We start from the raw sequence: 24,293 nt of genomic DNA on the forward strand, positions 1-24,293 counted from the left end.
TAATAATAGTTTTTCTAGACGTTTTTCTATCTCTCTTTATGAAGAGCAAACCTCTCAGTAAGTAAACGATGGTAATAAATCGCCATAATTAATAAAATACCACCTACGCAGTAGCCTGCTAAAATATCAGTTGGATAATGTACATTTAAAATGACTCTACTTAATCCAATCGATACGATTACTATTCCCATGAAAAGCGTTATCACATATTTTCCGGTCACACTCTTCAAATTTGCTGCAATGATATAAGCAAGAAACCCGAATGTCATAATAGATAACATCGCATGCCCACTAGGGAAGCTATACCCAAGCGCATCCAACGTTTCATTTAACGACGGACGATCCCTTTTCATAATTTCTTTTATCCCTTTATTCACAAGATGTGTTGTTAAAATGCCCATTGGATATACGATCATCGCAGCATAATAACGTTTTCTCCAAAAAACAAGTAAACTTATAATGAGCGTAGTTACGATTCCAATGGCAGACCCTAATTTTGTATAATGTGAGAAAAATGCAAACGACTCTTCTGTTTGTACTCCTTTTACTAATCCTCGGACATATGTATCCATCACTGTAACGCCACCCGCATGTACGCGCCAAGCAACAATGCCAAATACAGCAAGTAATAAAGCGATACATATCAGCTCATATTGATGTAACTTCTTCTTCAAACGATTTCCTCCTACTATGAAAAAATGCGATTTCTACTGTAGAAACCGCATTTTCTTACTTATTTACCTTTTGTTTTTAGCTCTGTCCAGTAACGATCATAGTCTTTTAACTTATCGTCTACATCAACAAGCCATTCTGTACGATCTAATTCTTCCTTCGTTAAGAAAATCATGTGGTTATCACGATATTCTTTACTATGAAGAGGATGAGCTTTTTCATTTGGATTACTGTATCCAATTGACTCGTAGTTTTTCACACTTACTTTTTCATCTAATAAGTAGTTCATAAACTTCTCTGCAAGCTCTTTGTTTTTCGCACCTTTTGGAATTGCTAACGTGTCAGCCCAAATTGTGCCGCCTTCTTTTGGTACAACGTACTCTACATCTTTATTATCTTTAGCGATAAATGCTGCATCTCCAGACCAAACTGTTCCGATCCACGCATCTTCTGTAATAAATTTCTGTTTAATATTATCTGTATCAAATGCTAATAAGTTTGGAAGCAGCTTCTTTAAATCATCTGCTGCTGTCTTTAACTGCGCATCGTCTTTCGTGCTGTTTGAGAAACCATGCTTTTTAAGACCCATTCCTAACACTTCACGAGAATCATTTAATAAAGTTACATGCCCTTTATATTTCTCATTCCATAAGTCAGCCCAGCTTGTAGGTGCTTCCTTCACATACTTTTTATTGTATGCGATTCCTGTTACACCCCAAGTATATACTAAAGAATATTTATTCTCTGGATCAAACGCAGGTGTTTTGAAATTAGAAACCATATTTTCGATATTCGGGATATTCTTCTTATCTAACGGTGCTAATAAGTCCATTTTCGCCATTGTTTTAACCATGTAGTCAGATGGCTGAATTAAATCATACTTCGCGCCACCTGCTTGTAATTTCGCAAGCATTTCTTCATTACTTGCATACTTATCATAGTTTATTTTCACGTTATATTTCTTTTCAAAATCTTTTAGCACTTGCTCATCAAAATTGTCAGCCCAGCTATAAATGTTTAACTCTTCTTTTTTTTCACCACAACCAGCAAGTACACCAGCAACAAGGCTAAAGCTAATTGCTGCGCCGGCTAATCTTTTCATCAATTTCATCGGTTTATTACCCCCTCGTACTTTCTATATCGTTCGTATTATAAAGGAAGGTGTCCTCCAGAGTTTTCTTCACCATCTGCACCTTTGTTACGGAAGATTTCAGATAGAACCATTAATCCTACGATAGCTACAATTAAAATTGTAGAAAGTGCATTAATTTCTGGTGATACTCCGCGCTTAACCATACTGTAAATGTATAATGGCAATGTTGTTGATCCTGGTCCTGATACGAAGAAACTAATTACAAAATCATCAATTGATAATGTGAATGTTAATAATGCAGCCGAAATAACTCCAGGTGCAATCGCTGGGAACGTTACAAAACGAAATGTTTGCCACGGCGTTGCTCCTAAATCATTCGCAGCCTCTTCTAAATCACGTCCCATACCAGAAAGACGTGCTGCTAAAATAACGACAACAAATGAAATGCTAAAAGTAATGTGTGCAATAATAATTGTTGTTTTACCAAGCTCCATACCTAATTGACTAAATAAAATAAGTAAAGATAATCCCATTAAAATATCAGGAATTAAAATTGGTAAATACACAAGACCATTAATGGCCCCTTCATAACGATATTTATAACGATGTAATGCAATTGCGAAAATCACACCAAGAACAGTCGTTACAATCGTCGTTACGATCGCAATCGTCATACTATTTACAAATGCATCAATAACATCTTGTTTTTGAAATAAATCTGTATACCAATGGAATGTGAACCCTTCCCATTCCGCATTAATGCGAGAATCATTGAAGGAATATACCATTAAAACCATCATTGGAAAATACAAGAACAATAAAATTAACCAAGAATAAGAAACTAAAAACTTCTTCATTTTTGCCTATTCCCCTCCGTTCCCATCATATTTATATACTTTCGTTGCACGATAATATAAGTAAATTAACAGAACAGAGAATAGAACAACAATCATAGATAACGCAGATCCAAACGGCCAATCACGCGCTCCTAAGAATTGATTTTGAATTACGTTTCCGATTAATGCTACTTTCGATCCACCCATAACGTCTGATACAACAAACATTCCGATAGAAGAAACAAACACTAAAATAGAACCGGTAGCAATCCCTGACATCGTCATTGGTACTGTAACATTCCAAAATGCCTTTACTGGTGTTGCCCCTAAATCATAAGCTGCTTCTAGCTTACGCTTATCAAGCTGCTCAATCGCTGCATACACCGGTAAAATCATAAATGGTAATAAAGAATATACCATCCCAAGTATTACAGAAGGTGTATTGTATAGTAAATTTAACGGTTCACTAATAACGCCTAGCTTCAATAACAATGTGTTTACAAGACCTTGTGAACGTAAAATAACAATCCATGCGTATGAACGAACAAGGAAGTTAATCCAAAACGGGATCGTTGCCAATAATAAAAGAATCGAACGATATTTACGATCAACAATTGTAATTGTATACGCAAATGGATAACCGATCAGTAAACATATTACTGTCGTAATAACCGCAATTTTCACTGTTTCCCATAACGTCCCCATATATAATGGGTCAAATACACGTGCTATGTTCTCTAATGTAAATTGCATTTCCACTGTCCCATATGCTCCGCGCTGCATGAAGGCAAATGCCAATACAAACAGAAGGGGAATTAGGAAGAAGATTAACAGCCATGCGACTGTAGGTAGTGCGAGTAATTTCCCTTTTTTCAATTTAAGGTCACCTCGTCCTCTTGCTCCCAGCCTACGTATACATTATCTCCAATGCTCCACTGCGCTGCTTCTTCAGCAGTTTGATATGCCATTAGTAATTCTGATGTTTTCTCATCACGTACATAAAGCTTTTCCATATTTCCAACAAACTCAATGTCTTCAATATGTCCAAGATGGTATTCTTTTAAAACCGGCTCTTCAACCGAACGCACTTTTACGTTTTCAGGGCGAATTGCTACATAGCCTTCCCCGTTTTTCACAATATTATTTTCACCGATAAATGTCGCAACGAACAATGTTTTCGGCTTATTATAAATTTCTTTCGGCGTTCCAATTTGTTCAATATGTCCTTTATTCATAACAACGATACGATCACTCATGCTCATCGCTTCTTCTTGATCATGCGTTACGTATATGAACGTAATTCCTAAATTACGTTGTAAGTTTTTCAATTCACGTTGCAAGTCTTTTCTTAACTTAAAGTCTAACGCCCCAAGTGGCTCATCTAGTAATAATACACGCGGGTTATTTACAATCGCTCTCGCAATTGCTACACGCTGCTGCTGTCCACCAGAAAGCTTCGCAGGTTTACGATTACGGAACTCAAGTAACTGCGTTAAACGCATTGCCTCTTCAGCACGCTCTTTCTGCTCTGCTGCCGGTACTTTCTGCATTTTCATACCGAAACAAATATTTTTCTCCACATTCATATGTGGGAATAGCGCATAATGTTGGAACACTAGGTTCATATGACGCTTATATGGTGGCAAATCGTTAATCTTTTCATCATCTAATAAAAGATTCCCTTTAGTTGGCGTTTCAAATCCTGCGATCATACGAAGTAACGTCGTTTTCCCGCAACCACTCGGTCCTAAAATCGTTAAAAATTCCCCTTCTTTAATATCTAAAGAAAGCGGTGGGATAATCACTTGATTTCCAAAATGTTTTTCTACTGCTTCAACTTTAATAATCTTTTTCATTTTCCCGTCCAATCTACCTTAAATTTTAATTTTTATATTCATGAATAAATATTTATGTTCTATAGACTATTTTTTGTTTCGATCCAAACAAAAATGGTTATTTAGCAAACGTTCACTTCTATTCTTTATGTAGTATGTTTGATTCATTTTCGCCTGATACATAATGTCGAACAGAAAAACCCCTTCCATTGCGAAGGGGCTATTATCATACGGCTACGCCTACTGATAAACACCATCATCATTTTAACAACTTTCGTATGAATTTTAAAGCACTTTTTGTAGAAGAGTAACGAATTTTCATATCGAATGCCGTAGATTGGGCTAAAATGCTTTTATAATGTGAAAAAGTCCGAAAACTTTCTTCCCCATGATAACTCCCTAATCCACTACTTCCGACGCCTCCAAAAGGTAAATATGGCGTTGCAAGATGATAAACAACATCATTAACACAGCCTCCGCCATACGAAATATTACTCGTTACTTTCTTTTGCACTTCTTTATCTTCAGAGAATACATATAACGCTAACGGTTTCGGATGTTGCTGAATTGTGTCAATTGCCTCTTCTATGTTTTCGTACTCTATAATTGGTAAAATCGGACCAAAAATTTCATCTTCCATAACAGCATCTTGCCATGTAATATTCGTTACTACTGTCGGTTCAATATGCAAAGTTTCTTTTTTATAGTTCCCGCCAATTACAGTTTTACCATCTTTCAAAAACGTACATAAACGTTCAAAATGACGTTCACTCACAATTCGTACATAATTATCATTGTGTAGCGGCTCTTTTCCATACTGCTCCTCAATTTCATGTCGCAACGCTTCAATTAACTGTCCTTTCACCGAAGCATGCACATACAGATAATCAGGCGCTACACACGTTTGCCCTGCATTTAAAAACTTTCCCCACACAATCCTTCTTGCCGTTACATCTATTTTCGCATCTTTATGTACAATACATGGACTTTTCCCGCCAAGTTCTAACGTAAGCGGCGTCAACTGTTTTGCTGCTGCTTCCATGACAACTTTCCCAACGCCCACACTACCTGTGAAGAAAATATAATCAAATGGTTCCTTCAGCAAAGCTGTACTCTCTTCAACGCCGCCTTCTACTACCGCTACAAGCTCTTCTTGGAATAAATCCGCTAACATCCTTGTAATCACTTTGGAAACGTTTGGCGTTAACTCCGACGGTTTTAAAACGATTGTATTTCCAGCTGCTAGAGCTCCTACAAGCGGTGCAATTGCTAATTGAAACGGATAGTTCCACGGTGCAATAATAAGTGTCACACCGTACGGTTCAGGCACTACTTTCCCCTTTGATCCAAAATGAGTAAGTGCTGTTCGAACACGCTTCGGTTTACTCCACGATGAAATATGCTTCAATTGAAAAGAGATTTCTTTTAATACATATCCCACTTCCGTTGTAAATGACTCATGAACTGACTTATTTAAATCTAATTTTAACGCCTGAAATATTTCTTCTTCAAAACGCTGAATGCCTTCATAAAGCTTCTTCAAATTATTCTTTCTCACTTCTACACTTCTCGTATGGCCATTATAAAAATATTCCTTTTGTTTATTTACAATAGAAGAAACACTCATTCATTCACCTTCTCCCACTATTTTCATCCAATTCTTTCATTATTTATATAGACTTCATATATAATAAATTTCTATTCGTAAAGTTACATTATATATAATTTCTTTTTGTATATAAAATTCATTGCTCACAAAAAAACTACCGAAAGAAAATCTCTCGGTAGTTTTACTGTATTAACGATATAAACGAACAGCACCTGCAGAATTATCATCAGCTTGTCCTACTACTTCAAATTTCAAACCAAGCTTCGGCAAAATACGTCCTGCATCTGGAATCTGTTGGTTAATATACGTTTTCGAATCATCAAACTTCGGTACACCCGCTAAGCCATTATACGTATACGTTCCACGCGTTGGAGATACAACTTTCCATGCTGGCGTTTTATCAAATGAGAACGCCGCATCAGCGATTTGGAATCGTGTACTACTTTCAATTGTCGGTTTACCATTTAAAGTTCCTACAATTGCTTCTGGATGAGAATCCACTACACCAAGGAAACCATGCCCTGGATGTAAACCAACCCAGTTATCTGTGTAAGCTGAGTCTGCATACCATACAACCATACCAGAGTTATATTCTGGACCGCGAGCAAATTTCAATGCGCTATCTGATCCAGTATGATTTCTCCACTCTACATAGTAGTTATGTTTTTTCTTCTCAGTTCCGTTAGAAACTACAAAACCATCTAATTTAAATTGTGGTGTACCTTCTGCATCATCAGAGAATACTACTTTACCATCTACTGTTAATGAAGCATTATCAAGTAAGAAACCGTTTAATGCTAAGCCACCATCTGTAATGTACTCAAATGTTAATTTTACTTTCTTACCTTTGAATTGGCTTAAATCATATGATTTATCAATCCATTTTCCATTTGTCGAATCGGCATTTCCACTATTTGCTTTCTCACCAAGTTTTTCAATTAACGTTTTTTGACCATCTTCTGTTACAGCATGTACTTCAAGGAAGTCATACTCTGCTTCAATTTCATATAACGATTTGAAATCAAATTTCGCATTCGTTGCATTCGTTAAATCGAACAATGGTGTTTCTAACGTTGTATGCAGATTGTCACCTTTTGTGCTGTAGTAATACTGCTTACCAAACGCTGGAGCAATCGTTTTTATATCTTTATCAGGTAAGTTCACACGAATCATACCTGGTCTTGCTGATTTCGTAACACTTTGGTCTAAATATGTTGCTAGACCGATACCTTTATTTAATTTCTCGTAATCTACTTCTACGATATTTGCCCAGTTACCACCAATTGTTTTTTGGAAAAACTCTTTATTTTGTGGTGAGAAACTCGTTGGCGTTGTTCCCGCAATCTTACCAGCCCAGCTTCCGCCACTCATAACAGACCAAGCTTGAATTGGCTCACCATGACCGGTATAGTCTGTATCATACTCATCTGGAAGACCTAAATCATGACCGTATTCATGCGCGAATACACCAACCGCGCCATCTTCCGGTTCAATTGTGTAGTCGAATGCTGCGATCTTTCCACCCCAATATGGAACTTTCGCTTGTGTGCCTTCAATTGGGAATGGTTTTGGTCCAACAGTCCAGCGATGTGACCAGATTGCATCGTCACCTAATTTACCACCGCCTGCTTCTTGTCCAACACCCGCATGAATAATCATTAAATGATCGATTAAACCATCCGGTTGTTTTTGATTTCCATCACCATTTACATCGTATTGATCGAATTGGTCAAACTCTGATAAATCAATACCGCTATCTACAGCTGCTTTTAATGCATCTTTTACTAAATCACGTGGTCCTTTTGGTCCTTTATTATCATGACCTGTACCAGCATCTGCACCGTAATCAGCAGCTTTACCAGGAACTGTTAACCATTTTGTAACTGTTCCGTCTACTGTATAACTACCGCCAGATTGCTCTTCGTAATATTGTTTAAACGTTTCAATTTTGCTACCATCTTCTAATGCGAATGGCTCATTACCGAATAACATTTTTTCATAATGTTCTTTGTTAAAGTCTTCCGAATACATATAACCAGGTTCTTTATCGATATTGTTATGTTTAAAGTCAGCGTACTCTACAAGTAGAACGAGTACTTTATCTTTACGAACATCACCGTTGTACGCTTTTTGCTTTGCTGGAGATGTTGGTACTTTACCATTTAGACCACCCTTAACTGGCCCTGTCGCTGCAGGTGTTCCTGTCGCAGGTTTATCTAACTTTTCTTTCGTATCTGCTTTCGCATCTTTCACTTTCTTTAAAAAGTCAGATGCTTCTTTCGTAAGTGGGTCCCCATTTGATACTTCTTTCCCAGGATTTTCACCCTTTTTGTTCTCTACGTATTTTTCGACAGCTTTCTTTGTTTCTGTCTCTGAAGCCTTCGAATCAATTACCCCACGTTTTTTTAGCGCATCTGCTAAACGTTCTTCCGGAATTAAATGATCATCAACTGGGCTCGTAGCTGTCTTATTAACAGGCGTTTCAGCATATGCAGACTGACCACCTGCTCCGAATGAAAGACCTAATACAGCTGTCAAAGCGATCGATGATAAAACTTTGAACGGTTTCTTGTTCATCCCTTATTTCCTCCCCTAATAAATAATATGTATTACAAATTGAATTTTATTAAAAATTCAATATTTTTTCAATATTTAGTCATATTATGTAATGTTTTTAATATATTTGTAAAAATTCCATAGTTAGCATACGAATATATCACAATTCAACAATGTTTTCTGAAAATATTGAAAATATTTGTCAGAAACTTTATAATCGCCATAGAGGGAATTTAATGGGGATTTTATCTTTGTTTTATCTACAAAATATTTGATAATTCACTACATAAATACAAAATCTGATTGTATTATCACGTATTCTGTAGCAGCAGTTATGACCGATAATTAGGGAGGAATTACATTTGTACAAAGATAAGACTGACGCATTGGATCAAGAATGGATTGATTTAATACTTGAAGCTCTAGACGCTGGTATCGCCTTGCAAGATATCGAACATTTTTTCCAACGTATGAAGCCGGCCACTCAGGCTCAATAGGTTTGTTCTTTTTAGCGAAGTTTATGTTATAATAATGACATCATAAGACGACGACATATTGATAGAAAGGTGCGCAAATATGATTGGAGAACGTATAAAACGCCTGCGTTTACAAAAAGGTATTTCATTAACTGAACTTGCCGAAAAAGCTGGCGTTGCTAAATCTTATATTAGTTCTATAGAACGAAATTTACAAAAAAACCCTTCCATTCAGTTTCTTGAAAAAATTGCAGCAGTTCTACAAATTCCAGTTGATACTTTACTTCATGATGAAACAACAAAGGAAAATCACTTAGACTCCGAATGGACACAGCTCGTTAAAGATGCAATGAACTCCGGCGTCTCCAAAGAACAATTTCGTGAATTTCTTGAATTTACAAAATGGAAGCAAGATCAAAAATAATAAATAGAAAGAAGTGCTTACAATCAGCACTTCTTTTTTCTTTATAAAAAAAGCGGGGGATACCCGCTTTTTTATTATTTTTCTTCGCCAGCTTCTTGGTTAGCATTGAATGTCCATTCTAAATTCAACGAATCACCTTGGAAGATATTTTGGTCTTTTCCATCATCTACAAATTCAAATTGTACCCATAAATAATCCTCTGTACCAGCTTCTAATCCACCCTTTTCTCCCCACTCAGGAGCAAAGATGTCTTTAGCTAAAAGATCTGGATCGGTTTTTTGTAAGTCTGCTAAAGTTGTTTCATATACAGGTTCACTTTGTTTATCCCAGTTCCAAAGGAATTTCACTTTAATGTGCTTACCAAAGTCTTCACCAGCATTATCGCCTTTTGCATCTTTCACAGTATACTTTGTCGCTAATTTAACGTCTTTAATTGTTAATGAACCGCTATTCTTTAATAAGAACTCTTTCTTAACAGAATCCCCTGGTTTTAAATCTTTAATATCTACAAGCGTTGTAGGGTCTAATGTAAGATCTAACGTCCCAGCCGCAAATGTATTATTCGATACTTCTTTATCGCTAAAGTATGCGAATGTTCCTCCACCAATTAAAGATAACCCCAATGCTGCTGATGCAACTCCCATACCTAATTTCTTTTTCAGACTCACAATCAATTCCCCCTAGCTGTTTTTTATATTTTTTATTGCTATCTCTTATTTAAAATAAGAGATGTAACTAAAACTATATTAGCTTAGCTAATATGTGTTCTTTTTTAAAAACCTTATGTTCATTATAACGAACATAACTATAGAAATACAACACATATTTATTAATATTTTCAGTTATTTTTATTTCTCAATATTATTTTGATTTTTCAGTTAAATATTGATAAATCAAAATAATATTGTTGATCTCTTGACTTATCCCCACTAACTAATAGCCTTCATCCATCTAACTACCTCTAGGTGGCTAAATAATAAAATGAGCAGGACATGAGAAATAGGCGAGTGATAGTGCTCTCCTCACCTATTTATTTATGATCCCTATCTACTCTAGAATATTACTATATTTTACTTGCTATCTTTATTTTTCTGCTCTTCTTGTTTCTTACTCTCTTCTAGCTTTTTCGCTTCTTCTTGTTTCTTCTCTTCTAGTTTTTTCGCTTCCTCTTGTTTCTTACTCTCTTCTAGTTTTTTCGCTTCCTCTTGTTTCTTACTCTCTTCTAGTTTTTTCGCTTCCTCTTGTTTCTTACTCTCTTCTAGTTTTTTCGCTTCCTCTTGTTTCTTACTCTCTTCTAGCTTTTTCGCTTCTTCTTGTTTCTTCTTCTCTTCTAGCTTTTTCGCTTCTTCTTGTTTCTTACTCTCTTCTAGTTTTTTCGCTTCCTCTTGTTTCTTCTCTTCTAATTCCTTTTGCTTCTCAGCCTCACTCACTTGTTTTGCTGTTTCATCTACTAGTAACTTCTCAAACTCTTGAATTTGTTTATCGATCGCCTGTAAATTTACTTCTTTATCGACATACTGACAGTTGTCTTTTACTATTTGGAAGCCAGCATTCACATACGAGAATACTTGCTTATTCGATTCAGTTCCATTTCCTTTTAACTCTTCTTGTACTTGATTATAAGGTTCTTCTATTGATTTATATACTTTTTGTAACGATTCTCTCTCAGTAGCTATCTTCTCACGCCCTTGCTTCCATATAACAAGCGCCTGTTCTAATTCCTGAGTGGATCTAGCAGTTAATTTTGATTTCATCCCTTCGTACTCATGCAAAATAACTTCCTTATGCTGCTTAGCTTGTTCTATTAATTGATCAACTGTTTTCGGAAAAATACTTGCTGTAGAAATAGTGGCCTCTACTTTCGTCTCATGAATGAAAGCTGCTTCTGTATAAGTCATCATTTGAGAGCCTAAATAAAAAGTAATAGAACACAAACATGGCAATATAAGCATCTTTTTGAATTTACGAGGTGGCTTCAGCATTTTAATCTCTCCTATCGAACAACACGTTCTTTATCAAGAACTATATCTTTATTATAATAAAATGAATTACAAAATGATATAAAAATTATGTTTCTTTTTACATTTCACTTTTAGCAGAAAAAGAGACTATCACTTTCGATAGTCTCTTTTTGTTGTCCTTATTATTTTGTTTCACCATCGCCTTGCTGTGCATCAAACGTCCAAGTTAATTGTAACTTATCGCCTTGGAATTCATTTTGATCTTTTTTATTATCAACGAATTCAAATTTCACTTTGAATTTATCAGATTTACCTGCTGAAATACCTTTTTCATCCCAGAACCAAGCAGCTAAATCATTATTTACAGCAGTAAGTGTGTCACCCTTCAATTTATCTAGCGTTGTTTCTTTTACGATTGTTTCATGCTTGTCTACATTTTTTAAGAATGTTACTTTAATATGTTTACCAAAATCATCTTTATTATCTTTCTTCACATCTTCTACATTGTAATCTGTTTTTAGTAGTACTTTTTTAATATCTAATGTCCCTTTATTTTCTAATTTAAATTCTTTTTCAACTGTATCACCAGGTTTTAAATTCGATACATTAACAACTGTTGATGGATTTAATGCTAAATCAAGCGTACCAGACGCAAATGTATTATTTGACACTTCTTTATCGCTAAAGTATGCAAATGTTCCTCCGCCAACTAATGCCGCTCCTAATACTGCTGATGCGATACCCATCCCTAATTTTTTCTTTAAAGTCATGTCCATATCCCCTTAATATATATATTTGTTAACTTCCTAAAAGGAAAGTATAACCAAACGAACTAGACGGATTGTTCTACTTTTTTCTCTTTCTTTTCTCCGTCAATGCTACGAATCGCACTAAAGATAGTAATAGCGGAATAACCTAGTAAAAAGACTCCTGGAATAATAAGAAGCAAAGCAGCTCCCGCTTTTGAATTCGCATAATTTAATGCATACCCTGCATAAGGAACTGTAATATCTGCATATTTCCCAATAACATTCTCCGCAAGTACCGGTTCTAAATCTGGCCCGTTGTTGTTATCTCCTTTTGTTTCATACATTACTTTTCCATTTGTATCTTTTACACCGATAATACGGTGAGTGATAATTTTTTCATCTTTCTCTTTAAAGGTAATAACATCACCTTTTTGATATTTAGAACCATCTTTCGTCGGCTCTATCGCAATAATTGATCCTGTTAAAAATGTTGGTTCCATCGATCCTGAAAGAACGCTCTTAAATTGATATCCCATCACCGTTGGATCCCCACCGCTCGCTTTTGAAGAAATAACTACAAAAGCTAAGCAAACCATTAACGCAAATAAAACAAATGAGATAACGTTGCTAATCACCTTCCAAATTAATTTCATCGTTTCTCTTCCTCTCCGTTGTTTTATATTATTTGAAGTATGCAATATTCAGTTTTGTTCTTTAACAAGAACACAACTAAATAATATAACGAACATATTAGAAATGCAATAAGAAAATTTACAATTATTAGTTATTTACAATATAAAAAAGGACTGTGAAGAAGTCTCTTCACAGTCCTTTTAAACTAGTAATTTATTTTTCTTCTGATTTCATTCCTTTTGTATTTCGGCGTAGCACTACAAATAAAATGGCTCCAAATAATATGGCGGCACCTATTCCAATGCTTATTATTTTCACGTTTGATTCGTTTACTTCAGGCTCGATCGTATCTTTTTTAGGCATCGCAAAAGTAACATCTTCTTTAGAAAGAACATTTACCGTCGCAATTGTTTGATTATTTTTCGTAATATCAACTGCACCAACTACTTCACCACGATGAATTCCTTTATGATACAAAGAATCTTTATCTAATGTAGCCGCCCGGAACGTCGTCTTCACATTTTTTCCTTCATCTTTCTTAAGCATCACTTCTGCACTTTTTTCAAGCTCGCTATCAATATCTTTATTTAAATACGTTGTCTTTTGATGCCAACTATGTTTATCCAGTACAGTTTGCTTCACAAATTGACCAAAAGAATAGTCCGCCATCTGCTTTAAATCTTCATAAATTTCAGGTCTTTGAGAAGCCATTACTACATTTATAATACGATTTCCATCCTTCTCATTTAATAGAACGAGCGTATTGCGCGCTTCATTTGTAAAACCTGTCTTACCGCCAATACTAAATGGATTTTCAAAATAAGTAGATTTATTAAAAATAGACACCGTCTGCCTAGATGTCGTAACTGTCGTCCTTTTCGTATTCATCGCTTGCAAAATCTCAGGGTACTTTTGCACACCTCTCGTAATCATAGCCATATCATATGGCGTAGTATAATGGTTCGGATCATGCAATCCATTTGGTGTTACAAAATGACTATCGGTAGCCCCTAATTGCTTCGCTCTCTCATTCATCATATTAGCGAAATTCTCAACACTTCCGCCAATACGCTCCGCAATCGCATACGACACATCATTTGCACTCAGCACCATTAAAATCATAAGTGCAGTATTTCTATTAATCGTCTCACCAGGTTGAAACTCAATTTGATAATTACTCTTCTCTTGATCTAATGCTAATTGTGAAAACGTAAATTGATCCTCTGGCTTCGTATGCTCCATAAGTAAAATCGCCGTTAACACTTTCGTCATACTAGCCGGAAACGCACGATGATGTGCGTTTTTATCATACAAAATATCTCCAGTTTTCGCATCGATCGTAGTTGCAAACTGACTAAAAACATTTGGCCCTTCCTTAGGTGGTGGTGCCACTTGTTCTGGATTCACTCCAATATTCGTCTCAGCACGTAACGTCATAGGTGTCAAAAAAAATAAACAAATAACGGTAATAAAAGCCAAAATTTTCTTTAAATTTACCATATGACTCTCCCTTTTCACTATACTCTCACAGTTTAAAAATTGAATCTACCAATCTATATGTAATTTGTATTAAATTGGAAGAAAATTAACTGTTTTTTACTATATCATACTTTTACGATAAAGAACATAAATATACAATAAAAAATAAGAAAGAATTATTCTTTCTTATCCTTCTCATCAATTAATGAATCTATTAAATTTTGACTAGCTTCCTCAGGTGTAATCTCATCGGTCATCCCCATAAACGACCAACCTTTAGAATCGACCCACTCAACAAACTCTTGCAAAAACTCATCATGTGTAACATCCACATCAAGAATTGAGCCATTAATTGAAATCGTTCTATTTTTAGATACGCGCATCTTGAACGTCTTCCTTACCATTACGATAATTCTCCCTTTGCTTTTGAATATTTATAAAATAATCTTGTATCTCTGTTATACATGATTTTAAGTAAATTGTAAAAAGGATATATTGGCCAATTTGGACATTAAACATAGAAATCTCTTATCCTACATAAACCTCGTACGATATACAAATGGTCATAGTATTCAACAATTAGACCATTTAGATGAATAAAAAATTATGGTCTTTTGGAAGATATCACGCAAAATAGTATAATTTAAATACGGGAACTAAGGCAGCACCATTTAGCTGGACTCTTACGTTGTAGACTTAGAGACCGATGCGAAAATTACTATTTGGTTCCTATTTCTATACATAATATCTTTGGAAAGAAGGTAGTACGGTGAAAACAACAGAAAATTTTACTGACAAGGCCGATATATATGCGAAATATCGCCCTAGTTATCCTAATGAATATATTGATTATTTGCTTTCGGCTAACGAACTAAATGAGAATCAAATTGTGGCCGATATTGGTTCAGGTACAGGGATATTTAGCCGCCAGCTGCTTGAAAGTGGTTTACATGTTATTGGAGTGGAGCCAAATGATGACATGAGAAAAATGGCAGAACAATCGTTAAACCAATATCCTCGTTTTCAATCTATAAAAGCAACTGCTGAAAATACCACTTTAAAAGAAAATAGTGTAGATTTAGTGACTGTTGCCCAAGCGTTTCATTGGTTTGATAAAGAGGCTTTCAAAATCGAATGCCAACGAATTTTAAAACAAAAAGCAAACGTTGCACTTGTTTGGAATAGTAGAGATGTAACTAGTCCACTTATTAAAGAGAACGCAGAAATTTGCCAGAAAACCTGTCCAACCTTTAAAGGCTTTAGCGGTGGAATAGATGAAACTCCAGAAATGTTTAACAGCTTTTTTAAAGATGGAAAATACGAGTTTAAAGAATATCAAAATGATTTACTTTTTGATTATGAAGGCTTTTTAGGAAGGAATTTATCAGCGTCCTATGCTCCGAAAGAAAATGACGAAGAGTATAAAAGCTTTGTTCTTCTCCTATCAGAGTTATTCGACAAATACAGTAAGAATGGAAAAATTATTCTCCCAAACTTAACGCGAAGTTATTTGGGCAATGTGTAAACAGCCTGATACAAAGAGACTTTGATCGGAATTAAAACAAGCCTACCCCCTCCCTAAATGTAGAACGAGGTTAGGCTTGTTTTACGTGTTGAAATGTAATCACTTTATTGTCTTTTTACAAAAAACAAAACAACTTGCATTTTACCACATCAAATTCAAATGACTTTCGTACAATAAAGTAGAATATATTAGAAAACACCTTAAAATGAGGAGGAACTCAATGGCGCACTGTACGTATTGTAAAACGAAATGGAAAGTAAAAGATGTATGGTCGATACTCGTGACATTTGAAAAAGATTGTCCCTATTGTTTCGGAAGGCAATACCTATCAAAGAAAACAATAAACGCTATGCCAGAACTTTTAAGCTTACCTTTACACTTCTTATTCCCTTTTCTTGTTGATTTGAGTGATGAAGGTCCTTTAGATTGGTATCAAAAAAAATAATATAACCGCTCTATTTTAACCCACTTTTCATTACATTCCCTACCTATATATTCCTTAATACACTACTAAATTGACTCCAAACTCTTCCTATTCAAAAGATTACTATAAAAATATTGTAAAATTTCAGTTAATTATATATAATTGTTTTAACATAATGAGTAAAGATGCTGTTACATAAGCATTTTTGAAGATCCCGTAGCTCAGCAGGGAGAGCGCCACCTTGACAGGGTGGAGGTCGTGAGTTCGAGCCTCTCCGGGGTCATAAAACTAAAGAGGGCTACATCTAGATCAGCTGATTTAGATGTAGTCCTCCTTTTAATTCCTACGACCTATTTCTAAAGGTATCATCTATAAATGTCGTTAATATCTTTATAGACTCTACTTTATATAAGTCACTCCAAGCTTCGCGACTCAAAGTTTAGCACGGCTTTCGTGAGGTTATTTTCACTTCTAAAGCTATGAAATATACGATCCTATACCGTAACTGTTTTTAATAGCATTAAATTTATTGGTAGTATTCATTTTCTAAGGGTTTACTCTAAAATAAGTTAAACTTTTTATATTTTTCCGTGTAAATCAAATTTCCCACATGCCCAAATTTCTTCCCGATCCATAAACACCTTATAGACTATTAAACAAAAAAAATAAGGCTGCTTGAGTTTGATTCCTATTACATGCATGATAAATAGGCTCGAATACAGTTCCCATCCAGTTAGAACCAGGCATCCATCCTGATGTATGAATTTCATCTTCATTAATTATCTGATTTAATACATATGTAATACGGTCAAGATCCTCACTCAATAGATTCACTTTCCACTTTTCATATTTTTTTGATAAGGCAATTTCGTTTTAACCTTTCCTGTATCTACTGAAATAATCATATTATCCCCCTTAGCTAAATTTGATTATATTCTTGTTCCTTAATAACTAACTAAAAATTGATTTTAAATGATTATATTCTTGCAAGTAATTTAAGCATACAAAAGAATACTCCCCAGTTGCGGCTTTTCCTTTTACACGTGACATACTAATAAATAACGCATTCTTTATTTGCTGTGGATTAGCTGTTTGAAAAGAAATCATCCCATTTAAATAACGTGTTGACGGAGAATCTAATACCAAAATAATATTTGGTGTTTGCCAGCCTTTGTAACTATGATATGAACATACCTTTAATCTACCTGTCCCACCATGGAATTTCCATTTTTCAGACCGACGACGATCAATATCTCCCCCGCGCTGTAAATCATATACATGAGAAGTTTTAATTCCCTGTCCCTCGAAAAATTCAACAATAGATGCTCCTGTATGCTCGTTTGTTGTTAAAATCGTAATATCTTCCCAATCGTTTGTTTCACGTAACCGGTTTACATGATTATTTAGTTGGGATAGCTTCTCCCATATTATAGAAGCTTGATAGTTATGCCAAAATGCAGTTTGCAGTAAATTCCCTTGTTCTTGCCTAGCAACTAAAATTTCCTCTCCCTCAATCTGTAATCGCTCTCGTACACGGTGGATTTTTTGCACCATTGTATCTGGCAAACGATGTGTATATTTTAAATTCCCTGGTTTCCCTTTAAAACCAATACTCTTTACCTGCTCTGGTTCTTCAATCCATACCCCCTTCTTAAATCGCCCAAACAAATCCTGTGCTTTATCATAAACGATGAATAGTTCCCCTTGCTGTGTAAAGAACTGCTTTAAAAACAATATCCAATCACGCTTAAAATCTTGTCCTTCATCAATCAAAATATAATCATATTGAAAATGCTTCTTTAACTTATTGGAAGCAGCATATTGCCTAATCGCGTTCATCCATCGATCTGTAAACTCAGCTCCCTCTTCCTGTAAATCTACTGCAATTTCATGCTCAGTCATTAGTATTTTCAATAGACCATGGAAATGCACAATCGTTAAATCTTCTCGTAGCTTTCTCCGCGCCTCTTTGTAGCTACCTACACCAAATTGCTGACTACATAAATCTCTTAAATAATGGCGCAGTGTAATATTAAATGTAACTACTAACACACGTTTATCATCCTTCAAGGCTTTTACTGCCTTTTCCGCTAATACTAATGATTTACCTGCTCCTGCCACACCACTCCAGCGACGAATGGAGCCTGGATTAAGATCAGCTAGATCTCGTTGAGCACGAGTTAGTACATATGGCTGCTTACGCTCTAAATTATAATCCGCATATTGTAAATGCTTAGTTAACTCTTCTACTAAATGTGCCAATAAACCATTTTCATTAAATCGAGATTTTTCATTAGTTAGAGCATATGTATAATCTTGAGCTCTTAATTTGTTTTTCTCATTATAGATGATTGATAAATCCTCATCCGTCCAAATTTTTGTATAGCTATTTCTTGGTTGGCAAAATGCTAGTGCCTGCGCCTTTGATATCCCATGAAAATAAACAACCGTTTCTATACAGCCATAATAGTTACCATAGTTTTCTGCAAGATAAACACTATTTTGTAGTTCAGACTTTAAGATTCCATCCTTATAATTTTCTACCTGATTAATCGGATCTTTTTTATGAGCACGTCCATCCGTTCCACGAATATATGCCCCGCTTTCATAAACGCTTAAATTTAAATTCCAATCCTTTACCTCAATAATAACAATGCCTCGTTCAGGGTGTAGTAACACAAAATCAGGCTTCATCGAGTTTATATGTGGCTGCTCAAAAATTATCCATTCTTCAAAACGCGAACTACTTCGAAATAGCTGTAATAACCTTTCCTCTCCTGCCGTTCGAGGATCATTTTGATTGAGACTCTCAAAAATTTTAGACATCAAATTCCGCACCTTTTCATTTTATTATATTAATATTAAGAAATTAATTTCAAATAAATAATGCACAATTAAAGAAACCCATAAAATAAGAGACTGCTCTAAAACATTCCCTTTCATATAATAAACTAACATTAATAATTATTAATATTATTTCTCTCTTTTAATTTTTGCATGGCAGCTAAAACTTTATCAAAATCAGTTAATTCATTTTCTACATTAGGAGTTGTTAATATATGAGCAACTCTTCTATAATTAATACCTGTTTTATATCCCATTAAAACATATATAGCTCTATTATAATTTTGATTTTCATTCCAATCTACATCACCATACACTACACGATAAAATGCTCCTTCACTATGTTGTGGCGCTGGAATATCGATAAAATCAATCGCTTCTTGATAAATAGCCATACATACCCTCCATATATTCCATATAAATACCTTTACTTATTATACCAAAACAAACCATATACTGGATACACTCTAACCGCTTATAAAACTACTTATCTTCATTAATACTATATTTAGCATTCCATACGAAATAATATAGACTTACTAATTTATAAAAAAAACGAAAAGACACAAAAAGTTCCTTTCCGTTCGTAATCACTTCCCATCAAACATCTGCTTCAACGACTTCGCATTAGCAAACAATACTTCTTTCAAGTTATCATCTGCAACGATTTTATAGTCGCCATCTTTATTTTTCTTTAAGTTCAATGTAACTTTGCGAGTTGCCATGATTGCATCTTTATCTGATAAATGTTTGATGATCGCTGATGTCATTGTTTTTTCGATTGCTTTTTCAGATTGTTCTTTGTCTTCGCTAAATGCGCTAGCAAAGGCCATTGGCATAACTTCTCCCACTGCTTTTGTTACAGCAACGGATAGATCAGCAGATGTAATTTCCACTTGCACTTCTGCTTTGTCATCCTTTTTCGATACTTCTTCTAGCTTTTCAAATTTAAAGTTTTTCGTAATGGCGCTCAGCATTGCTTTCGCTTCCGCATCATCTGTTTTTTCATTTAGTTTATTAAATTCTTTGTCACTCTCAACAAATGTACGAGCCTTTTCTACATCACCTTTTTGTATCGCAGTTAAAAATTCTTCTGTCGTATCTTTCGGATTTGCACATCCTGCTAAAACACCGACTGTTAATCCTACTACCATCATTAACAGCAATAATTTCTGTATCTTTTTCACGTTCATTCTCCTCTTATCTTTTCTAGTAAGTCAGCAGTATACAATAGTATGAAACTTACATTACAAACATTTTTTAGTATAGCATTTATATGAGTCATTCTTTTCTATTTTTTCAAACGTTCCTGCTTTCCATCTCATAACGCCCACTACTCTCTATTAAAAATTTGTTTCTTCATTATAAATAGCAAAATAAAAACCAGCAACTTTAAGATTGCTGGCTTATCTCTTATTCATATTCGAAAATACAATAACAATTGCTCCAAGCACATAATGCCCCGCTACCATCCACATGCTCCGGTCCAAAATTATAAGTGACACCCAAAGCGATATATTAATAGCAGCAAATAATACGTATAAAATAAAGTCTCTCTTTTGTAGTGCCCCCCTATTCATTACAATGTAAATTGCACCGATTGGCGGAAGGATGAAGCAAAGGAAAAAAACAAACATTTTTCTTAACGACTATGGATATGAGGTTACTGTCTGCATATGAGTCTCCTTTTCACTTTATAGTACTTGGAACCTCGGTCTTGCTACTCTATATTCGTCACTATAAGGCTCCTTTATGATTAAAGGTGAGTGAGGATTTTTTTCTTCTTCTACCATTGTGAATACTTTTGTTTTTTCTTGTAATATGTTGGATTCACTGTTTTTAGTAGATTTTTTACTCGTTTCGATTTTCTTCGTTACTTCTCCGAGCCTTTGTCCAACTTTTTCAGCTTCGGCAGGTTCATGCGTTACATAGTATTCCTGACCCTCCCATACTAACATAGGTGGCACTGGTTGGCGTTTGTTACATATTATATAAGTAATACTAGCTATAAGTAGTAGACATGTTAGTCAACTCTCCCCACTGAGATAAAACGTTTCAGTGGGGGCTTGAGTTTGAATGCTAGGTCTTTTCGGTCTATCACTAGACCGTTTGACGCTCTAGCATTCATGCTACCCTACAGTAACACCCCAAGTATGTTTTTGGTTGGTACTGACAAAGAACGATTGTTTTCCCACTTGCACCACCCTTTCGCAAAAGAGCAGTTCTTCCTTGCAGAAGAAGCCACCACTCAGATGAATCTGGCGTGTGCTACAAGCCCCGACAAGTCGAGTACACATGGATGGTTGACACACCCACTAAGCTATGCGCGAAGCAACAGCCTTACGTTTTTGCACTCCTAATAGAATCGGCGTTTTTACCTTGAGATTGTCGTCCAATTCTATAACTTTTGATTTTTGCAATGTATTCAGCGCACCATTAATATCAGCGTGGATGCATGTTCCTGCTTTACTTTGATACAGACCACGAGTAATTCGTTTGCCACTAAAGCGATAATGCGTCCTATCTTCCTTAGACCAAACTGGAACTGGATCTTTATCAAGAAAACTAGCTTTTGAAGTATAGCTTTCTTCTTGTTTTAAAAATTGTATACCTTCTTTTACACACTTATTCTCAATTGCTGCCATCAGTTTATGAAATGGGATTTGAACAAATGTTTGATTATTCTTTTTTCCCATATCAGATTTTTGTTTCCAACCCGCGTTATACCCTACGACAATCGTATCTATATCGAATGCTTTCACTTTTTTGAACAATAAGCCTACCGTTTGTGAAATGTAACCATTGATTTGTCTTTCCCGTTTATGCCAAAGTGCAGCAATTTTATTCGTTACAACGCGTTTTGAAAGCCCGTTTTCTATATTTTTCCGTTGCAGATTACGTATCATTTTGTTGAAGTACTGGTTAATAGATTTTAATTTTTTTCCATCAATTAAAAATGCATCGCCTGTATTGGTTACACAACTTACTAATCTATCTACACCTAAATCGCAACTCAAAGCGTTACTCGTAGTCGTGGATGGTTTCTTCATTTGAGAAACGTGCATTTCATATGTATAATGCACCTCAAAGAACCGACCTTTTTGCTTCGGTACAATCTCAATGTAGGAGATTTTTTTATGCCTTACGTTTTTCGGCATACGTATTTTAATGGAACCGAATTTTTTTCTAAATGCAACATTCATCGGAATCATCCAATACCCGTTATCATCCACTTTTGGAATTTGATAGATTTCAATGATTCGTTTATCCGTTGAACGAGAATAATTCGGAAACTTAGGACGACCTGTGAAGGTTTTAGGGTTTTTCTTCCACTGTTCCAACGCTTTAAAAAAGCTCTTCACTTCTGTAAATAAGGCTCTACGAATCGCTTGAACAGAGTTTGATTGAACGCCCGAGTAATTCAAATCAGCTTGCATGGCAGTGTCCACTTCTTTTACAGTAGCCATCTTGTTATAGTTCAAGTAACTTTGTTTAATCGTGTACAATCCGACATTTCGCAACGCTTTTGAACTATGTGACATACGTTGCAGTAAGCGAAATTCTTTTGCAGTAAGGCAAGCTCGTCCGATATTCTGTTTCTGCGTGAATCGTTGCATGGTTTCTCTTTTCTTTTGTCTCCGTAATACTTTCACTGCTTTCTTTCTAGCCATTGTTTTCACCACCTTTCTCAGAAAGTTCATTAAAATTATTTCTTTCCTAAGATCGTGTTTTTTCTTAGGAAAGAAATAATTTTGTAACTGTTAATTACTTTTGACAAATCAATATTTAGAACGGAACAAAATGTGAACATGTTCTTCATCTTAATTTCTTTTGGTTCAAGCAGCCGAATGATTATGATTATCTAATTTCGTTGTCCTACAATATATCCCCTCCTCATCTAGAGCAGATTATATCGTAAGACAAAAGAAACAAAATTGTTTCGTCTACCTGCTGACGGCAATTCATCTCCACCTGAATTGTTGTGCTTCACCCGTAACACAAATCTCAGATGGAGTCTTCTTGCCGAAAAGGATAAAAAAGAAGATAGTTTTTTTATTCATATACTATGCTCCCTATCTATCATTTTATCAAATTATATAATATCAATTATATGTAGCAAATGGATTTAGTGGGGATTTTCGGATTTTATACAAAAAAGAAAAACCTTACTCAAGTAAGGTTCATTCTATAGTGACCGATTTATTAAAACGATCATTACGATAATCGCTATAAACATAACAACTAAACAGCCGATCATTTTATAAAAGCCTCTTTTCGTTAACGTCCCGCCTTGCACGTCTTTACGAATAAATAAGAATACGGCTAAAAATAATACAAGCCCAATGCCAAAAGCATACATCATTTGCATATGTTAATCTTCCTTTCTCTCTTCCATCTTAATATCTTTTTGCCAAAACAACAAATGAGATAAAGACGGTACTCATCGTAAGTGCCATAAGTATATTCAATAGTTCAATAGCAGATAGTGTAAGTATTTTTAAGTTTAAGCCGATAGAGAAAAGAAGATAATATGCTGTTAATGCAAAAAAGGTCACGAACATTCCTTTATAACGAATAAGTTTCATTCGTTCGTCTTTTTCTTTAAATTGTGGATGTAAGTAGCTTAAGCAAAAACACATAATCATCATTGCGAGAACTGTATAAGTTGGAGTCGGTGGTGCTGAATGCGTCATTATACCCGCTAATACCATAGTTCCACTCATAATAAAAAAAATAATTCCCATGATTAAAAAGTACTTTTGTGAATAGTTCATCTTTATTCCTCCCCTTCTTTTCCTTCATAAATAAATACATGTTCTATCGTTGTCTGAAATGTTTTCGCGATTTCAAATGCTAACGGAAGTGATGGATCATATTTTCCCTTTTCAATTGAAATGATGGTTTGTCTGGAAACGCCGAGTTTCTCAGCCAATTTTTCTTGAGATAGTCCAAATTTTTTTCGATATTCGACCATTTTATTTTCCAAGGAAATTTCTCCCTCCTTCCTTATAACGAGTATATACGTAAAGGAAACTTTACGTCAAGTTTCCTTTACATCCGTTTTGTTTATTTTTCGTTCTATTTATATAGAAGAAACTTTTTAATTTCAGCACGTCTATTTTGAAACAAAATACGGAACACTGTAACTAACAGTTACTATATCTCCTCTTCTCTTT

General features: G+C 35.1%; 26 protein-coding genes and 1 tRNA gene. 5 read left to right on the forward strand and 22 right to left on the reverse strand.

Translation table 11 applies throughout. The features are described from left to right. Window positions 1-26: 26 nt before the first annotated feature. From MR147_RS08195 to inhA1, 7 genes are all read right to left on the reverse strand, one after another. A complete protein-coding gene (locus MR147_RS08195; protein WP_139302782.1) occupies window positions 27-674 on the reverse strand; it encodes a phosphatase PAP2 family protein in 648 nt (215 codons plus the stop codon). A 59-nt stretch (window positions 675-733) separates the two neighbouring features. Further along, window positions 734-1,783: a spermidine/putrescine ABC transporter substrate-binding protein PotD gene (gene potD, locus MR147_RS08200; protein ID WP_074607970.1), complete on the reverse strand. Its 1,050-nt coding sequence runs from the start codon at window positions 1,781-1,783 to the stop codon at window positions 734-736. A gap of 38 nt (window positions 1,784-1,821) precedes the next feature. Beyond that, the gene (potC, locus tag MR147_RS08205; RefSeq protein ID WP_000714198.1) at window positions 1,822-2,622 is read right to left on the reverse strand and encodes a spermidine/putrescine ABC transporter permease PotC; all 801 of its coding nucleotides are present in this window, start codon (window positions 2,620-2,622) and stop codon (window positions 1,822-1,824) included. 6 nt (window positions 2,623-2,628) lie between these two features. Further along, window positions 2,629-3,477, reverse strand: coding sequence for a spermidine/putrescine ABC transporter permease PotB (gene potB, locus MR147_RS08210; protein WP_070805543.1), 849 nt, complete (start codon window positions 3,475-3,477; stop codon window positions 2,629-2,631). Continuing rightward, window positions 3,474-4,457 (reverse strand): spermidine/putrescine ABC transporter ATP-binding protein PotA, encoded by a 984-nt coding sequence (potA, locus tag MR147_RS08215; RefSeq protein ID WP_074607973.1) that lies wholly within the window; start codon window positions 4,455-4,457, stop codon window positions 3,474-3,476. The genes potB and potA overlap by 4 nt, the downstream gene beginning before the upstream one ends. Before the next feature lie 238 nt (window positions 4,458-4,695). Beyond that, window positions 4,696-6,063, reverse strand: a complete 1,368-nt coding sequence (locus MR147_RS08220; protein ID WP_242303916.1) for an aldehyde dehydrogenase — start codon at window positions 6,061-6,063, stop codon at window positions 4,696-4,698. Window positions 6,064-6,234: 171 nt separating this feature from the next. Then, window positions 6,235-8,622, reverse strand: a complete 2,388-nt coding sequence (inhA1, locus tag MR147_RS08225) for a M6 family metalloprotease immune inhibitor InhA1 (protein WP_074607977.1) — start codon at window positions 8,620-8,622, stop codon at window positions 6,235-6,237. A gap of 341 nt (window positions 8,623-8,963) precedes the next feature. Between inhA1 and MR147_RS08230 the strand changes: the two genes are divergently transcribed. Together MR147_RS08230 and MR147_RS08235 are read left to right on the forward strand one after the other, a co-directional pair. After that, the gene (locus MR147_RS08230) at window positions 8,964-9,098 is read left to right on the forward strand and encodes an anti-repressor SinI family protein (RefSeq protein ID WP_000276215.1); all 135 of its coding nucleotides are present in this window, start codon (window positions 8,964-8,966) and stop codon (window positions 9,096-9,098) included. A gap of 79 nt (window positions 9,099-9,177) precedes the next feature. Continuing rightward, window positions 9,178-9,501 (forward strand): helix-turn-helix domain-containing protein, encoded by a 324-nt coding sequence (locus tag MR147_RS08235; RefSeq protein ID WP_000578880.1) that lies wholly within the window; start codon window positions 9,178-9,180, stop codon window positions 9,499-9,501. Window positions 9,502-9,575: 74 nt separating this feature from the next. On the opposite strand, the gene calY is transcribed toward MR147_RS08235, so the two are convergent. From calY to MR147_RS08265, 6 genes are all read right to left on the reverse strand, one after another. Next, window positions 9,576-10,169 carry a biofilm matrix protein CalY gene (gene calY, locus MR147_RS08240; protein WP_061185640.1) on the reverse strand — a complete coding sequence of 198 codons (594 nt, stop codon included), beginning with the start codon at window positions 10,167-10,169 and terminating at the stop codon, window positions 9,576-9,578. A 402-nt stretch (window positions 10,170-10,571) separates the two neighbouring features. After that, a complete protein-coding gene (locus tag MR147_RS08245; RefSeq protein WP_242303917.1) occupies window positions 10,572-11,483 on the reverse strand; it encodes a DUF4047 domain-containing protein in 912 nt (303 codons plus the stop codon). A 161-nt stretch (window positions 11,484-11,644) separates the two neighbouring features. Further along, entirely contained in the window at window positions 11,645-12,232 is a 588-nt protein-coding gene (locus MR147_RS08250) for a CalY family protein (RefSeq protein WP_000172849.1), read from the reverse strand. Between the two features lie 62 nt (window positions 12,233-12,294). After that, entirely contained in the window at window positions 12,295-12,864 is a 570-nt protein-coding gene (gene sipW, locus MR147_RS08255) for a signal peptidase I SipW (protein ID WP_000767813.1), read from the reverse strand. Window positions 12,865-13,057: 193 nt separating this feature from the next. Continuing rightward, the gene (locus MR147_RS08260) at window positions 13,058-14,344 is read right to left on the reverse strand and encodes a D-alanyl-D-alanine carboxypeptidase family protein (protein WP_242303918.1); all 1,287 of its coding nucleotides are present in this window, start codon (window positions 14,342-14,344) and stop codon (window positions 13,058-13,060) included. A 155-nt stretch (window positions 14,345-14,499) separates the two neighbouring features. Next, window positions 14,500-14,727: a hypothetical protein gene (locus tag MR147_RS08265; RefSeq protein ID WP_000251858.1), complete on the reverse strand. Its 228-nt coding sequence runs from the start codon at window positions 14,725-14,727 to the stop codon at window positions 14,500-14,502. A 365-nt stretch (window positions 14,728-15,092) separates the two neighbouring features. Between MR147_RS08265 and MR147_RS08270 the strand changes: the two genes are divergently transcribed. The 3 genes from MR147_RS08270 to MR147_RS08280 all read left to right on the forward strand — a co-directional run bounded on the left by MR147_RS08270 (window position 15,093) and on the right by MR147_RS08280 (window position 16,555). Further along, the gene (locus MR147_RS08270) at window positions 15,093-15,848 is read left to right on the forward strand and encodes a class I SAM-dependent methyltransferase (protein ID WP_074607982.1); all 756 of its coding nucleotides are present in this window, start codon (window positions 15,093-15,095) and stop codon (window positions 15,846-15,848) included. Between the two features lie 220 nt (window positions 15,849-16,068). Further along, the gene (locus MR147_RS08275) at window positions 16,069-16,293 is read left to right on the forward strand and encodes a hypothetical protein (RefSeq protein WP_000929649.1); all 225 of its coding nucleotides are present in this window, start codon (window positions 16,069-16,071) and stop codon (window positions 16,291-16,293) included. 189 nt (window positions 16,294-16,482) lie between these two features. Beyond that, window positions 16,483-16,555: transfer RNA gene (locus tag MR147_RS08280), tRNA-Val, on the forward strand. Between the two features lie 668 nt (window positions 16,556-17,223). Here the strand turns inward: MR147_RS08280 and MR147_RS08285 are convergent. The 9 genes from MR147_RS08285 to MR147_RS08325 all read right to left on the reverse strand — a co-directional run bounded on the left by MR147_RS08285 (window position 17,224) and on the right by MR147_RS08325 (window position 24,103). Next, a complete protein-coding gene (locus MR147_RS08285) occupies window positions 17,224-19,098 on the reverse strand; it encodes a nuclease-related domain-containing DEAD/DEAH box helicase (protein WP_074607986.1) in 1,875 nt (624 codons plus the stop codon). Between the two features lie 131 nt (window positions 19,099-19,229). Continuing rightward, on the reverse strand, window positions 19,230-19,511 hold the full coding sequence (locus tag MR147_RS08290) for a hypothetical protein (protein WP_074607988.1): 282 nt from the start codon (window positions 19,509-19,511) through the stop codon (window positions 19,230-19,232). A 195-nt stretch (window positions 19,512-19,706) separates the two neighbouring features. Beyond that, window positions 19,707-20,303, reverse strand: a complete 597-nt coding sequence (locus MR147_RS08295) for a hypothetical protein (protein WP_139302784.1) — start codon at window positions 20,301-20,303, stop codon at window positions 19,707-19,709. A gap of 219 nt (window positions 20,304-20,522) precedes the next feature. After that, window positions 20,523-20,753, reverse strand: a complete 231-nt coding sequence (locus tag MR147_RS08300; RefSeq protein ID WP_074607992.1) for a hypothetical protein — start codon at window positions 20,751-20,753, stop codon at window positions 20,523-20,525. Window positions 20,754-20,810: 57 nt separating this feature from the next. Continuing rightward, window positions 20,811-21,125: a hypothetical protein gene (locus tag MR147_RS08305; protein WP_074607994.1), complete on the reverse strand. Its 315-nt coding sequence runs from the start codon at window positions 21,123-21,125 to the stop codon at window positions 20,811-20,813. A 306-nt stretch (window positions 21,126-21,431) separates the two neighbouring features. Continuing rightward, the gene (locus MR147_RS08310) at window positions 21,432-22,787 is read right to left on the reverse strand and encodes an RNA-guided endonuclease TnpB family protein (protein WP_074607996.1); all 1,356 of its coding nucleotides are present in this window, start codon (window positions 22,785-22,787) and stop codon (window positions 21,432-21,434) included. Between the two features lie 515 nt (window positions 22,788-23,302). Beyond that, window positions 23,303-23,485, reverse strand: coding sequence for a DUF3976 domain-containing protein (locus tag MR147_RS08315; RefSeq protein WP_001178301.1), 183 nt, complete (start codon window positions 23,483-23,485; stop codon window positions 23,303-23,305). A gap of 28 nt (window positions 23,486-23,513) precedes the next feature. Continuing rightward, window positions 23,514-23,891: a permease gene (locus tag MR147_RS08320; protein ID WP_074609782.1), complete on the reverse strand. Its 378-nt coding sequence runs from the start codon at window positions 23,889-23,891 to the stop codon at window positions 23,514-23,516. Between the two features lie 2 nt (window positions 23,892-23,893). After that, entirely contained in the window at window positions 23,894-24,103 is a 210-nt protein-coding gene (locus MR147_RS08325; RefSeq protein ID WP_000428510.1) for a helix-turn-helix transcriptional regulator, read from the reverse strand. Between the last annotated feature and the right edge of the window lie 190 nt (window positions 24,104-24,293).

Origin of the sequence: Bacillus cereus group sp. BfR-BA-01350 (assembly GCF_022663775.1) — a bacterium.
Taxonomy (GTDB): Bacteria; Bacillota; Bacilli; order Bacillales; family Bacillaceae_G; genus Bacillus_A; species Bacillus_A paranthracis.